Source organism: Nostoc sp. FACHB-892, from assembly GCF_014698795.1.
Lineage (GTDB): Bacteria > Cyanobacteriota > Cyanobacteriia > Cyanobacteriales > Nostocaceae > Nostoc.
The window spans coordinates 1-15,079 of sequence record NZ_JACJTR010000011.1; the positions used below are offsets into that span (position 1 = coordinate 1).

Annotated in this window: 7 protein-coding genes and 1 rRNA gene; 4 read left to right on the forward strand and 4 right to left on the reverse strand. The window is 40.8% G+C overall.

Annotated features, from left to right (window positions below; all coding sequences use genetic code 11):
- Window positions 1–367 (reverse strand): 16S ribosomal RNA (locus tag H6G96_RS16285); the annotation flags it as partial.
- A 518-nt stretch (window positions 368–885) separates the two neighbouring features.
- Between H6G96_RS16285 and H6G96_RS16290 the strand changes: the two genes are divergently transcribed.
- Window positions 886–1,134, forward strand: a complete 249-nt coding sequence (locus H6G96_RS16290; protein ID WP_190912430.1) for a hypothetical protein — start codon at window positions 886–888, stop codon at window positions 1,132–1,134.
- Window positions 1,135–1,873: 739 nt separating this feature from the next.
- On the opposite strand, the gene H6G96_RS16295 is transcribed toward H6G96_RS16290, so the two are convergent.
- A complete protein-coding gene (locus H6G96_RS16295) occupies window positions 1,874–6,592 on the reverse strand; it encodes an amino acid adenylation domain-containing protein (protein ID WP_347242243.1) in 4,719 nt (1,572 codons plus the stop codon).
- 228 nt (window positions 6,593–6,820) lie between these two features.
- Between H6G96_RS16295 and H6G96_RS16300 the strand changes: the two genes are divergently transcribed.
- The gene (locus H6G96_RS16300) at window positions 6,821–7,921 is read left to right on the forward strand and encodes an alpha/beta hydrolase (protein WP_242063295.1); all 1,101 of its coding nucleotides are present in this window, start codon (window positions 6,821–6,823) and stop codon (window positions 7,919–7,921) included.
- A gap of 345 nt (window positions 7,922–8,266) precedes the next feature.
- On the opposite strand, the gene H6G96_RS16305 is transcribed toward H6G96_RS16300, so the two are convergent.
- Entirely contained in the window at window positions 8,267–9,796 is a 1,530-nt protein-coding gene (locus tag H6G96_RS16305) for a glycosyltransferase (RefSeq protein WP_190912433.1), read from the reverse strand.
- A 499-nt stretch (window positions 9,797–10,295) separates the two neighbouring features.
- On the opposite strand from H6G96_RS16305, the gene H6G96_RS16310 reads away from it, so the two are divergent.
- Together H6G96_RS16310 and H6G96_RS16315 are read left to right on the forward strand one after the other, a co-directional pair.
- Complete coding sequence (locus H6G96_RS16310; protein WP_190912434.1) at window positions 10,296–11,195, forward strand: AraC family transcriptional regulator; 900 nt, start codon at window positions 10,296–10,298, stop codon at window positions 11,193–11,195.
- A 183-nt stretch (window positions 11,196–11,378) separates the two neighbouring features.
- Window positions 11,379–11,792: a GFA family protein gene (locus H6G96_RS16315; RefSeq protein ID WP_190912435.1), complete on the forward strand. Its 414-nt coding sequence runs from the start codon at window positions 11,379–11,381 to the stop codon at window positions 11,790–11,792.
- A gap of 21 nt (window positions 11,793–11,813) precedes the next feature.
- Here H6G96_RS16315 and H6G96_RS16320 read toward each other — a convergent pair whose 3' ends face one another.
- On the reverse strand, window positions 11,814–15,074 hold the full coding sequence (locus H6G96_RS16320; protein ID WP_190912436.1) for a non-ribosomal peptide synthetase: 3,261 nt from the start codon (window positions 15,072–15,074) through the stop codon (window positions 11,814–11,816).
- Between the last annotated feature and the right edge of the window lie 5 nt (window positions 15,075–15,079).

Consider the following 15,079-nt stretch of genomic DNA (forward strand, 5'->3'; position numbering starts at 1 on the left):
GTATTGCTCCGTCAGGCTTTCGCCCATTGCGGAAAATTCCCCACTGCTGCCTCCCGTAGGAGTCTGGGCCGTGTCTCAGTCCCAGTGTGGCTGATCGTCCTCTCAGACCAGCTACTGATCGTCGCCTAGGTGCGCCTTTACCACACCTACTAGCTAATCAGACGCGAGCTCATCTTCAGGCAGTTAACCTTTCACCTTTCGGCACATCCGGTATTAGCCACCGTTTCCAGTGGTTGTCCCAGACCTAAAGCCAGATTCTCACGCGTTACTCACCCGTCCGCCACTGTGTCCGAAGACACCGTTCGACTTGCATGTGTTAAGCATACCGCCAGCGTTCATCCTGAGCCAGGATCAAACTCTCCGTTTTGGAAAGCTTTTCAGCTCATTTAGCTGCTCTTTTTTAACTTCAGCTTAGTTATCTTTATTTTCTTAGACGCAAACTACTTGCTGTCTTTTCGCTTTCAAACTATAATATTTTCAAGGTTCAGTTCCCTCAAAGCGTCGCTCTTTCGCGCTCCGCTTCAGGCACTTATTCAATATAACGAACCTACTTCATTGTGTCAACTATTTTTCCAAAATTATTTGGAACTGCTTCTGTGTCCCCTTGAAACTCCCCACTGTGCCCGCTTCTAGGCAACAATGGTTTATGCACTGTGCCAACCAAACAAGGGGGAAGCGTGAATTTTCAGTCGGTTATTGCTTTATTCCATCAATAGACCTCTTGCAAAAGTCGCTAACACCCCACTCCCAACATCCTGACAGGTGTAGGTTTTTTACACAGGTGTAAGTATTCTTTAGTATTGCTGTAAAGATAGGTATGAAACCAGGGTCGATACAGAACTAAAAATGCTGAAAAATAAGCATCTTAGAGATTGGTCATGTGTAATGTCACAGCAAATGAATCATTTGTCGCTACCAGAAGTAGCAGGATTAGCGACATGGAGTTTTGGCATGGTGATGACCAAATCGAGTAGTTTAACTCAGGTATCTAACTTCATTGCCAAGGTAAATGGAGAAAAGCCAAATACGGTACGTCAACGACTAAAGGAATGGTATCAGGAAGCAGAAGCTAAAAGAGGAAAAAAGCGTTCTAGTCTTGATGTCAGGAGTTGTTTTGCACCATTAATACGATGAGTAATTAGTTTACTGCCAAGAAATATCAAGCAAATCGCCTTATGACAAGTTCGTAGTCTTATCGATGAATATTTTGCTTGCAGACTGTGGGATCCCGATATCGTGGTACGTTGTCAAAGGGACCGAACCTGGAAGTTGGAAACCACATTGGCAAAAACTCATCGAAAAACTTCAAAATGCCATTCCTTGCAGCTTTAATGTGATTGTGACTGCTGACCGAGGATTGTATGCTCCCCAAAATTTGGGTATTTATGGAACTAGAAGCGTTGAAACCTATGCGGGCAATACTTGGCAAGACTTGTGTGTACACCGTAGCCTTGGTAAAGGGAGGCAGGGTGGTTTAATACAAATAAAGAAAAAACTCTTTGTGCAGTTGATTGGAGAGGGCACGTTGTGCTTGAGGAATAGTTCGTAAACAGAGTTTGCGGGCTTGGCAAAGCTTTTAGGGCTTTGAGATAATGCTTGTCGGCTTACAGAGACACAGACATTGCCTTAACTCACAACAATGCTTCCACTTCCAGGTAGCGCAGCACATCTGTTAAATGCTCTTGTCAATACACTATGCTCAACACTATTGCAGTCGTCATAGGTAGTGTTCTACTTAATGGCTGCTTAAGAAAACCCTAATTGCAAACCACCATTGTCTCAGTCATCTTTTATTTCCCGATATTTCCCGACAACGCTAATTCTAATATCATTAGTTGAATAGGCTTTTGGTATTTTGCTTTCTCACAAGTCCTTAACGCCTCTTGGTATCTTCGTTTAAAGAAGATAACTTAATCCGCCGGCTTTCACGTGATAAGGGTGCTAAAACTGGCGCTTGATTTTGAGGATTGCTTTCTTTAAAGCCTTCCACTATCTTAGATATTTGTGCAATTGTCGGTGCTTCAAATACGCTACGCAAAGGTAACTCGACACGCAAGGCATCGCGCACTCTAGAGACAAGCTGAGTTGCTAGTAATGAATGACCGCCTAATTCAAAGAAATTGTCATAAATTCCTACGCGCTTAAGTCCCAAAACCTCAGCAAAAATTTTCATCAACACTTGTTCCACAGGAGTCCGGGGTACGATGTAATTTTCAGATAATTGGGGCTTTGCATCATAATAGAATGCTCTTAAGGCATGGCGATTGACTTTACCATTACCTGTTAGAGGTAAAGACTCTAATATTACAAAAGCTGATGGAATCATGTACTCAGGCAGTTTTTGTGCTGTGTAAGCCTGCAACTGTGGTACTAATTTACGCGCAGCTTTGGCTTGTAAGGGATTATTAGCGTAAGATTGCCAGGAATGAGAGTGAGTCGTGCTATGTGAAAAAATAGCTCTCTTATCTGTTCTATTTTTCCGTACAAAAACCACATCATAGCATCCTTGAATACTTGAACGTGACCAGGTAATATCAACTTTGTAATTTATATCTAGTATATAAAAATCTTCTGGTTCTATTCCTATATTGTCGATTTCTTGCAAAGCTTTACGCATTTGACCTACAGTTTTAAAACCTTCTACATTTGATAGCCATTCTGCTGTTTTAACTGCTCCCATCACCCGCGCATTAGGTACATTGTTAATACATAATCTTTCTGGTTTAGTATCAATTAATAACTGACGTACTGCTGATACTGTTAAATTATCTTCAGACCAATTCATCTCTGAATCATTTTTAATACTATTAATATTTTCATCATCAATATGTAAAATTACATTGTACCGAAATTGAGTTAATTCATTGCGATCGCGTCCCCGCAGCAGTTGAATGTCTACATGGCTAATCTGGGGAAAGCATTGCTTTATTGCACTAAAAAAAGCTGGGTCAATCACCAACTCTGCTTCTTGAAAAAGTTGCATTTGAACCCGTTGCCGTAACTCAGAACGAGTAAGGGAAGATTCAGCTTGCTCCAGTTGTACTGATGCATGGAAAGCTTGCAAAAGTGGCAAACTACGCACATCTCCTATGAAGATAAAGCCACCTGGAGCAGTTGCCTTCACAGCACCTTCTAATACACGAATCAGATAATCAATAGTAGGAAAATATTGTACAACTGAGTTCAGAATTACTGCATCAAAAGCTGCTGTTTCTACTTTCTCGAAGTCAGTAGCCATTTGATGATGCAGCGTTACCTGCGGGATTTCTTGCTTTTCTAATTGCTGCTGAATGTAGTTAAGTGAAACTGGGGAAAAGTCTGTTCCACAATACTTAGTACAGTGAGGTGCAATTCTGAACAAAATTAAACCTGTTCCACAACCAATTTCTAACACTCGTTTGGGTTGCAAGGCTAAAATTTGTGCTACTTGGTTATTCACCCACTCACGCATCTGCTCTATTGGAATAGGCTGATTTGTATAACTACTGTTCCAACCGATAAAATTGGATGTTGGATCTGAATCAGCAGCAGGCTGATTATAAGTTTCGTCATAGAGCATCTGCCATTGCAAAACCTGCTCATTCTGCAATTGCATTAATTCAACATTCTCTTGCTCACTGCTGTATTCAGCTTTTACTACCAGATAAGCTACTAGGCGTTTTTCCTTTTCATGTTCACGACTTATTACTACAGTTTGCTGTACTGCTGAATGCTGACTCAGCACTGCTTCAATTTCGCCCAACTCAATGCGGTAGCCACGAATTTTTACTTGCTCGTCAACCCGACCTAAAAATTCAATGTTGCCATCTACTCGATAACGGGCTAAATCACCGGTTTTATAAAGTCGTGCTTTTAACTTATTAGTAAAACTATGAGAAATGAAGCATTTGGCAGTTAAATCAGGACGGTTTAAATAACCTCGTGCCAATCCATCACCACTTATATATAATTCTCCTGAAACACTAATAGGTACTGGTTGTAAATGTTTATCTAGGATGTAAACTTGGGTGTTGGCGATCGCACGACCAATTGTAGGTGCTAAATTATCTTTATTCTTAACAGAAATATGACCAGAAGTTGTAACAACTGTGTTCTCTGTAGGGCCATAATTATTATATACTTGGAAGGAGTGAGAAGCTAAAGGATATTGATTTAGTTTGTCTCCACCTGTAAGCAATATTCGTAAAGCGGCATCTTCAGGAAAATCTAATAATAAAAACTTTTCTGCTATAGGTGTTGGTAAGAAGGTAATTGTAATTTTTTGCGATATTAACCAATCTCGGAGATATTCAGGCGATCGCCTGATTTCATCATCTACAATATAGATACTTGCTCCAGCACTAAGGTAAGGCCAAATTTCCCAACTGCAAGCGTCAAACGCAACCCCGGCTATCTGTGTTACTCGATCGCTACATGAAACTCCAAAAGCTTTTTGATGCCAAAATACTAAATTTAATAATCCTCTATGTTCAATTTGTACGCCTTTAGGTTTTCCTGTTGAGCCAGAGGTATAAATGACATAAGCAAGGTTATCCGCTGTAACTTCAGCAGGGAGATTATCTTCAATTTCTTGAGCAATAATTTTGGAATCTTTATCTAAACAGATTATATTTGAATTACTATTTTCTAAACGTTCAAGCCATCGCTCGTGAGTTAGTAAAACTGAGACTTGAGCATCTTTGAGCATAAAATCCAAACGTTCAGATGGATAGCTTGGATCTATAGGCAGATAAGCTCCACCTGCTTTTAGGATAGCCAACATCCCGATGATCATATCAAAAGAGCGTTCTACACAAAGCCCGACTAAAACTTCGGTTTTAACTCCTAATTTTTTTAGATAATGTGCAAGCTGGTTACTACGTATATTTAACTCTTTGTAGCTGACTGTATCATCGCCAAATACTAGTGCAGTTTCATCATAATTTTGTTGGGCAACGCTCTCAAATAATTGATGAATACACTTATCTTGAGAATAATATAACTGAGTATTATTCCATTCAAATAATAATTTATGTTGCTCTGATTGACTTAAAAGCGGTAATTGGGCAATTCGTTGTTCTGGATTTGCAACTATACTTTCCAATAATGTCTGGAAGTGTCCTAACATTCTGGCGATAGTAGCGTCATCAAATAAATCAGTGCTGTAAATTACAAAACCACTAATTCCTTCTGAGTTATCTACCCATAAACCATTTTGAGTATTTGGTTCCCACAGGTGGAACTCCAAATCAAAGCGTGTTGTTTCTGTATCAAATGGTAATGGGCTTAAAGTTAAACCAGTTAACTCTAATGTTGACATAGGCGCATTTTGCAGAGCAAATACCATTTGAAATAACGGGTTTTGATTCAAGTTACGCTCTGGATGCAGTTCTTCTACGAGTTTTTCAAAAGGCAAATCTTGATGAGCATAAGCCCCTAAAGCTATGTCTTTAACTCGACTCAATAACTGTCGAAAAGTTGGATTTCCTGATAGGTCGGTACGCAGTACTAAGCTATTGACAAAAAAACCAATTAATCCCTCTATCTCACTACGATTGCGATTGGCAATAGGTGAACCGATCGCAATATCTTCTTGTTGTGTGTAGCGGTAAAGTAAAACTTTAAATGCTGCTAGTAGGGTTATAAATAAAGTTACCCCCTCTTGCTGTCCAAGAGCTAAAAGTGCTTCGCTCAAACTTTTTGATAATTGCAGAGGTTGCCTTGCACCCTGATAACTTTGAACAGCTAGTCTTGGTCTATCGGTTGGCAGATTTAATATAGAAATTCCGTCTAATTGCTTTTGCCAGTAACCAAGTTGATTTTCTAATACTTCCCCCTGTAACCATTGGCGTTGCCAGTATGCAAAGTCTGCATATTGAATTGTAAGTTTCGGCAGAGGAGAAGGCTGATTGCTAGTAAAGGCTGTGTAGAGTGCTGCTATTTCTTGAATCAGCACTCCAATAGACCAACCATCGGAGACAATGTGGTGCATATTTAGCAGCAGGATGTATTCTGTCTCATCCAACCACAGCAGTTTTACTTGCAGCAACGAATCTGTTGATAAATTGAAAGGGCGTTGAGCTTCTTGATTAGTGAATTGTCGTGCTTGTACTTCTCGTTCGGCTTGTGGCAGTTGCCGTAAATCTATTATTGGTAAAGGTATTGTTAGCGTCGGATTGATGACCTGAACTGGTTGCCCTGACTGGATGACAAAATTGGTGCGTAAAGCTTCGTGTCGTCGCACAATTTCGTTAAAAGTTTGTTCTAATGCGGCTTTATTTAGCGAACCTGTTAAATGTAGTGCTACTGGAATGTTATAAAAAGGATTATTAGGAATTAATTGATCAAGAAACCACAGTCGTTGTTGAGCAAAGGAGAGGGGAAGATTTTCAGAACGCGAAATAGGTACGAGAGGTCTAAAGCTGTGGTTATGAGTACGATTAGTTGCTTTTAAAAATTCAATAATTTCTGCTTTACGCTCTTGAATCTCTGCACGCAGTTCTACTGTAAGAGTTCCTTCAGGCGCGTTACAACGAAATTTTTCACCATCAATAAAAATTTGAATATCTAAGCTGCGAAGATAAGATAATAGCTCAACTGTATTCAAAATCACACCCCTTCGGAACAGTTGTTATTTAATAAAAAGCTGGAGGCAGAAGGAATATTGTTTGTAAATAGTTATTTTTGCCACTTTATGCTGTTTATTAACTAACCCAGCATTTTTATCACACTTCCAACACTGTATAAATCATTCTTGCGAGTGAAAGTTGGATGATTCTAACTATGGTATGAAGCTAAAAGCAGTTAACAAGATATTACAAGGTTTAGGCTCATGATATTCATGCCTCATAATTTTCTACTTGTATGGCTGGTTCAACTGCTATCTGTTGGGGTACTTGGTGGGGGAATCTACATTCTCTATGAGTGGTACGAAGGAGAACTTGTAGGAACATCCTACTTAGTAGCTGGACTAGTAATGGTTTTGTGGACTTTTGGCGGTCGTTTTATCAGTTTGCCACTGCTGCGCCGTCCTGGAAAGGAGGAACCCAAGTTTATGCGTAGCAAAACCGTGCAACGTTTGCCACGTCCAGATGGGAGCGTGTTGCAAGTAGAGTTTTTTGGCCCTGAAGATGGTCAACCAATTATTTTGTCACATGGTTGGGGGCCAAACAGTACTATATGGTATTATGCCAAGCGACAATTGAGCGATCGCTTCCGAGTAATTGTTTGGGATCTACCAGGGTTAGGAAAATCCTCTAAACCGAAAAACAACGATCACTCTATAGAAAAATATGCCCGTGACTTGGAAGCTGTAATTGCCATAGCAGGGGATAAACCTGTTATCTTGTTGGGGCATAGCATGGGTGGGATGATTAACCTGACATTTTGTCGCCTGTTTCCAGAGCAATTAAGGAGTCGGGTAGCTGGCTTAATTCTTGTAGATACTACTTACACTAATCCGGTAAAAACTTGCATCTTTAGCAATCTGGTAAGTAAATTGCAGAAACCCCTACTCGAACCTGTGTTGTACCTGACTATCGTGCTGTGGCCGATTTTTTGGTTGATGACTTGGCTCTCGTATTTCAATGGTTCGCTGTATATCACCGTCGAACTATCTGGATTTACGGGTACTGAAACACGCGGTCAACTAAGTTTTGCAGGTCTATTATCAGCATTGGGATCGCCTGGTGTTCTGGCTCGTGGAACACTGGGAATGTTGAAATTTGATGAAACAGACACACTTGCAACTATTAACGTTCCTGTACTGGTAATGTGTGGAGCTTCAAATATAGCAACTAAACCTGTAGCGAGCGATCGCATGAAAGCAGAATTGCCTTATTCTGAACGAGTCACCCTAAAACCAGGCGGACACATGGCATTGATGGAACAAAACCAACAGTTTGCTGAAGCAGTCAGCACATTTTGCGCTGGCTGCTCATAGCTACCTGAATCCCACATTCAGCATCCATCAAAAAATATTGCTCCAGGGTTGACGTTTCGGTGTTTCGCGCAGCCTGTAGCAACATCCGTCTTCCCTGTAAGAACATCCGCTTTCACGTTTCGGTGTTTCGCGCAGTCTGTAGCAACTTCCGTCTTCCCTGCAAGAACATCCGCTTTCACGTTTCGGTGTTTCGCGCAGTCTGTAGCAACTTCCGTCTTCCTTGCAAGAACATCCGCTTTCACGTTTCGGTGTTTCGCGCAGTCTGTAGCAACTTCCGCTTTTCTTGCAAGAACTTCCACTTTTTTTGTAGCAACTTCTGGTTTGACCTTAGTTTTGCACTTTCATTTAACTTGCATTTATTAGTATCTTTTGATTACTTCCAAAGTAGAGGTCGCCCAATTCTTCCAAAAAAACATCGGTCTGCGATTCTGGGTTACGGAAGTAGGGATGAATGGGAAGGAGTTCAGCACGAGGGTGGGTTTCCGGTGAAGACAGAATCTGCTCAAGCAAAGTCAGATAGTTTTCAGCAGTAGATTCCCAAGTGTACTTCTTTAGCACCCGTTGCTGACCAGCTTGGGCAAAATACTCCCACTCCTGAGCATCACATAGCAACCGCTCTAAGCCTCGTGCAATATCAGCAGGATCTTCTGGGTCAACGAGTACGCCATATTCCTTATCTCCCTGTCGGAAGCTCTCGCTAGGGCCACCGTTCTTGGTTGCTACCACTGGCAAACCTGCAACTGCCGCTTCTAAGGGAGCAAGCCCAAAGGGTTCGTAAAGTGCCGTCAGCGCGAATACTGAGCGGCGTTTAACCAAAAACCGATAGGTTGCTGCCAGCGACTCTTGAGACTGATCTGATAAGCCAAAGGCACTGATCTTGCCCGACAAGTCTTTTTCTTTGACCACTTCCCGAATAGGGGCTAATACCTCTTCAGCTATGCCGTCATTAGCCTCATCTCGCAAAGGATCGTCCAGTCCCCCTGTAATTAGCATTAAGTTAGCTCGTTCCTGAAGCGTTGCACTCATTGCAAAGGCTTGCACTAGCCCCAATATGTTTTTTTTAAGCTCTAATCGACTGGATGCTACAATAACGGGCAAATCTCGACGGGTTTCTGCAATGTCCCGTGCCAATCGCTCTTGAATCAACTCTTGGGTAGCTTCCTCATTTTCGGAACGTGCCTTTGCACCGAAAATTGAGAAATCCGCTCCCGGTGGAATTACTGCAAAGCGATTGTCGTCGTCTACATCCACTGCACCATTATAGACTCGATGAGAATACTGTTCAAAGCGTTCTTGTCGTGTACTAGTGATATTAATGGCCGAGCGATTCATGCTCAGGCGTTCGGCTAAAATGCGATATCTAAAATTAAATTGCTCATCTATTTCCGTGAGATTTTCTGAGGTGACTTCTAGTTTGTCCATCTTTTGAGCGCCGAGAGAATGAGCAGTAAAGGTAAAAGGTATACCTGTCTCCTCTTCAATTAGAACGCCACAAAGTCCTCCATCGCCGTAGTGAGCAGTCATAGCATCGGGTAAGCCACCTTCCTCTTGATAAAATTTCAAGATGTTGGGTACCCAATCAGCGACCAGATGAGGCCATAACAACTCTTTAGGGAGAAATTCTTTTGGCCCAGCTGGTAAGCGGATAATGCGAACGTTATCGACCCCTGGATATGTCTCAAATGTTTCAGCAAACTCTGGCCATTCTGGGTCAATAATTTGACGGGTGAGAATATCAACTTTATGACCCATTTGAGCTATGGCTTGGGCGACTTGCTTAACGTAGATCAGCTGACCCCCAAAATCTGGGTGTTTCGTTATGTGACTATTGGCTGAATCAAAATTGCCTTGAGGGTTGAGAAATCCAATATGCATAGCCCACTTCCTAATACAGGTTAATTTCTACCAGAGATTTTTGCTTGAAAATGGCAGCATAATAGCTTAGTGAGCTTGGAAAAAACTCCCAAAGCTGAAAAACGCAGGCAGTGAGGCTATATACAAATGCCATCAAAAAGTAAGCCAAAGGGCTTTTATTGATTCCCTTTAGCTTGAACCCAGCCAGTTCGTGTATTTTCCTAATGTTTAAGTTAATCGCTACTGCGGCTGGCGCATATATACCCGATGACATAAATAGCATGGTAACTTTTAAGAAACAAGGCAGGAGGTGAGTAGGAAGTGGTAAGCCGTCGGTTGCACTGCTCTTAAAAAATACAAGGGAAAATTACTTAATCTACTTAACAACACTACGGTTTAAGGTAAATTAACTATTGTTTGCAATTTCCAAAAATGGAAATTGAGTGTAGTGTATCTAATCGGATTTTTTATTGCTGTCTTTTAATTTTTATCATCAATCGATAACAAATAATCTTAAGTCATGTCAAAGACAGACCATGAATCTTGCACTGTAGAAAAGGCAATCTTAAAAAGCTTTAATCGTCAATCTTTACTCTGCAATGACAATTCGGGTTGGAGCGGTATCCGCTTCCAGTTCACTCATAGCATCAGCGCAAGTGCATTGCCAGAAGAGATTGTCTTTCCAGAGAATGCAATTCATATTTATACAGATATGCCGTCTGACTACGTTGTGGAAGCGCGAATTAATGGACGGTTGCAAAAAAGCTCCCTTGTTACAGGTCATAGTCTGATCATTCCACGCGGTACAGTTTATTGGCAATCAGACACCCATAAAAGCAAAGGCATTACTTTAGGTTTTGACTCCGGCTTTCTTACCCGCACTCTCTCTGAATCGATTGATTTAGGTTGTCTGGAACTGCATCCTCAATTTCCGACGTTTGACCCACTGATTTATCAAATTGGACTAGCGTTAAAAGCTGAACTAGAACAGAACCGGCATTCTAGCCGTTTATATGCAGAATCTGCCGCAACGTTTCTCATCACCCATCTTTTCCACCATTACGCACTTCGCAAACAAAAGGAGCAAATCACAACCAATGGTTTACCTAAGTACAAATTACAACAGGTAATTGATTACATCCACGCCAACCTTGACTGTAATATTGGCTTGACCGAATTGGCTGACTTGGCTCAGATGAGTCTTTCCCACTTCTCGCGATTATTCAAACAATCAACGGGATACTCACCCCATCAATTTGTCATTAAGTGCCGGGTTGATTGCGCTAGAGAACTCCTCCTCAAAAGTGACTTGTCGATTGCGGATATCACTTATAAAGTTGGTTTTGCCAATCAGGGGCATTTAACCAATCATTTTAAGCGGCTGCTTGGAGTCACGCCTAAAGTTGTTCGAGAAAAATAGCCGAAACCTGTAAAAAAAGCAAAAACTTGTAAGACTAGATAAGAGTGCGATCGCTACCGTATAAATCAGGATGCACCACAAGTGTAATGAATAAACCCGCGTCCTAGCAAAGCTGTCTTGAAAAGTTGTTCTTGGAGGAAACTCCGATAATTAGACTTTTCGCTTCCAAGGAGAGATATTTTTATGGCAACAAAATTTACTGGCGGTTGTCTATGCGGCTCTGTCCGCTACGAATGTTTAGCCGAACCTATTGCAATGGGGAATTGCCACTGTCGTGATTGTCAACGGGCCACAGGAGCAGCCTATGCATCTGGACTTCTTGTACCGCAAAGTGCAGTCACCGTCACTGGAGATATTAAATACTATGACGTGATTGGTGATAGCGGAAGTGTTGTTGGTCGAGGCTTTTGCCCAAACTGCGGTTCCCGATTATTTAGCAAGCCTCCCATCCCTGAGCTTATGGGCATTATGGCAGGGAGTCTCGATGACCCAAGCTGGTTTCAACCTGCGATGGATATTTACACAGGTAGTGCCCAGCCGTGGGATTACATGAACCCAGACCTGCCCAAGTTCGCTAAGATGCCACCCAGGCAGTAGCAATAGGATGCGTTAATTTCCTTAAAATTCCACTTCTTCTCGTTCTTTTTCTGTAGTTCTAGTCTTATCTACACCCTTTGCTGCCCAACGCATTGTATCAACGCACTTAGCAAGTTGTTCAATAGTTGGTGCTTCAAACAAATTGCGTACAGTTACATCTATTTGAAAGGTATCTCGGATTCGGGAAACTAACTGAGTCGCTAGTAGAGAATGACCACCCAATTCAAAGAAATTGTCATGAACGCCTATCTGGTCTTTTCCCAGGACTTTAGCCCAAATTTCTCCAAGTAACTCTTCAACTTGCGATCGTGGTGCTACATAATCATATCTATCGAAAGCTACTATATCTGTTCTAGGTAAAGCACGACGGTCTACTTTGCCATTTGGTGTTAATGGTATTGATTCCATAACCAGATATGCTGTTGGCACCATGTATTCTGGTAACTTTTCTTTCAAGTATTTACGTAATGTAGATGCTATATCTAATACTTCTACTACATTAAGAACAATATAAGCCACCAAATACTTGTTATCAGGTATGTCCTCATCAGCAATTACTACTGTTTCTCTCACTGCTGGATGTTCACTTAACACCGCTTCAATCTCTGATAATTCAATGCGGAAGCCACGAATTTTTACTTGATTGTCAATCCGGCCTAAAAATTCGATATTCCCATCTGGTAAATAGCGAGCTAAATCACCCGTTTTATAAAGACGTGTTTTTAAATTATTACTAAAATGATTTGTGAAGAAGTATTCAGCAGTTAATTCCGGGTGATTGAGATATTCTCGTGCTAGACCATCACCGCCAATATATAATTCTCCAATAACGCCAATTGGCAAAGGTTGTAAATGTGAATCTAATATATAAACTTGTGTATTACTAATCGGGCAACCAATGGGAATAAATGTAGCTGATTCTGCTAATTCTTCGATATGATAATAAGATGAAAATGTTGTATTTTCTGTAGGCCCATATACATGAATTAAATGCTTTGGCATACCATGTTGGAGAATTCTTTTAACCCATCTTATATTGACAGCCTCGCCACCAAACAGTAAATATCGCAATGAAGAAAAAGCTTGAGGAACATCTCTAGCAATCTGTTGAAATAAAACTGTTGTCAAAAATAACACACTAATTTCTTTTTGTTTTAGCTGTAATGCAAACTCATGAGGCGAAAGGATTACATCTTTGCTAACACCTACAAGTTGAGCGCCGTTAAGTAACGCCCCCCAAATCTCGAATGTTGCTGCATCAAAAGAAGTGTTTGAGGCTTGGGCTATCTTATCTGATGGTGACAACTTTATATAATTTGTATTGCACACTAGCCGATTTACAGCTTTGTGAGTTATGGCTACTCCCTTGGGTTTTCCTGTAGAGCCAGAAGTGTAAATAACATAAGCTAAATTGTTAGATATAGCGCTACTTTTAAGGTTATTTTTGTTTTCTTGAGTAATAATCTCCCAGTCTTTATCTATGCAAAGAATTGGATTCAAGAAACATTCAAAATACTTGAGCAACTTTTCTTGTGTTAGCAATACTGAAACCTGTGCATCTTCCAGCATAAACTTTAGGCGTTCTTGAGGATAGCTGGGATCTAAAGGCACATAAGCTCCTCCTGCTTTCAGAATGCCTAATAAGCCAACTATCATTTCTATAGACTGTGAAATGCAAATACCTACTAATTTTTCTGAACCAACCCCGATTTTTTGTAAGTATTGTGCTAGTTGATTGCTACGATTATTCAACTCTTGATAAGTGAGTTGAGCGTTACCAAAGATTACTGCTATAGAATTAGGATGATACTGTACTTGTTCTTCAAACAACTGATAGATACACTTATTATGCGGATAATTGGTGTTAGTATTATTCCACTCCACTAATATCTGATATAGCTCTGCTTCACTTAATAGTGGTAAATTTGCAATTTGTTGTTCGGGATTAGCAACAATGCTTGACAACAGAGTTTTAAAATGTTCTAACATCCGGCTAATAGTAGCTTTATCAAATATATCTTTGTTGTAAACTATTACGCCACGAAGCCCTTCAGAGTACTCCCAGTTTGCACCCCATAAACTCCTAAAATCATCAGAACACTTCCATAAGTGTAGTTCTAAATCAAAGCGCGTTTTTTTTAAATCAATACTCATAAAGCTAGGCACTAATCCAGGTAGCTCTAGTGCCGACATTGGGGCATTCTGTAAACTAAACACTACTTGGAATAAGGCATGATAGCTCAAATTTCGCTCTGGATGCAGTTCTTCAACTAGCTTATCAAAGGGCAAATCTTGCTGGCTATAAGCTTCTAGTGTTACCTCTCGGACTCTGCCTAAAAGTTCTCGGAAACTTGGGTTTCCAGCTAAATTACTGCGTAATACTAAGCTATTGACAAAAAAACCAATTAGACCTTCTATTTCGCTACGATTACGGTTAGCAATTGGCGAACCTACCGCAATATCTTCTTGATGTGTATAGCGGTATAGCAAAGTTTTAAATGCTGCTAACAGCATCATAAAAAAGGTTACACCTTCTTGCTGCGAAAGCTTTTCTAATGCATCAGTTAGCTTTTTTGGTAACTCAAAAAATTGTGTTGCTCCTTCATAACTTTGTATAGCTGGCCTGACTTTGTCGGTAGGTAAATGCAGCATAGAAATACCATTTAATTGCTGCTGCCAATAAGTTAACTGCGTTTGCAGTACTTCTCCTTGTAGCCATTCGCGCTGCCAGTGAGCAAAGTCGGCGTATTGGAGAGGCAATTCTAATAGAGGAGAAGGCTGGTTTTGTGCAAAAGCTGTGTACAGTATTCCCAGTTCCCGAATCAGCACCCCAATAGACCAATCATCGCAGATAATGTGGTGCATATTCAGTAATAGAATATTTTCTGTCTTAGAAAGGACAAGCAACTTCACTCGCAGTAATGGCCCAGAGGATAAATCAAAAGGATGTTCTATCTCTGCGTTAATAATGCTATTTACTTCAACCTCCCTTTCACCATCTGGCAGTAGCTGGAGGTCTAATACAAAAATAGGTATTGTTAAGCTGGGTGCAATCGCCTGTAGAGGTTGTCCATCTAACACTATAAATGTAGTGCGTAAGCTTTCATGGCGATGTAAAATTTCGTTAAAAGTCTGCTCTAGTGCCGTTAAGTTAAGCGAACCTGCTAAGCGAATTACTGTCGGCACATTATAAATAGTATTGTCAGGGATCAACTGGTCAAGGAACCATAACCGTTGTTGGGCAAAAGATACTGGAAAGACAAAGACTTCTTCAGAAAACATATTGA

Bases quoted from the DNA above. Each gene is read 5' to 3' on its own strand.
- H6G96_RS16290 (WP_190912430.1), top strand. From the start codon at position 886: ATGTCACAGCAAATGAATCATTTGTCGCTACCAGAAGTAGCAGGATTA.
- H6G96_RS16300 (WP_242063295.1), top strand. From the start codon at position 6,821: ATGCCTCATAATTTTCTACTTGTATGGCTGGTTCAACTGCTATCTGTT.
- H6G96_RS16305 (WP_190912433.1), bottom strand. From the start codon at position 9,796: ATGCATATTGGATTTCTCAACCCTCAAGGCAATTTTGATTCAGCCAAT.
- H6G96_RS16310 (WP_190912434.1), top strand. From the start codon at position 10,296: ATGTCAAAGACAGACCATGAATCTTGCACTGTAGAAAAGGCAATCTTA.
- H6G96_RS16315 (WP_190912435.1), top strand. From the start codon at position 11,379: ATGGCAACAAAATTTACTGGCGGTTGTCTATGCGGCTCTGTCCGCTAC.
- H6G96_RS16320 (WP_190912436.1), bottom strand. From the start codon at position 15,074: ATGTTTTCTGAAGAAGTCTTTGTCTTTCCAGTATCTTTTGCCCAACAA.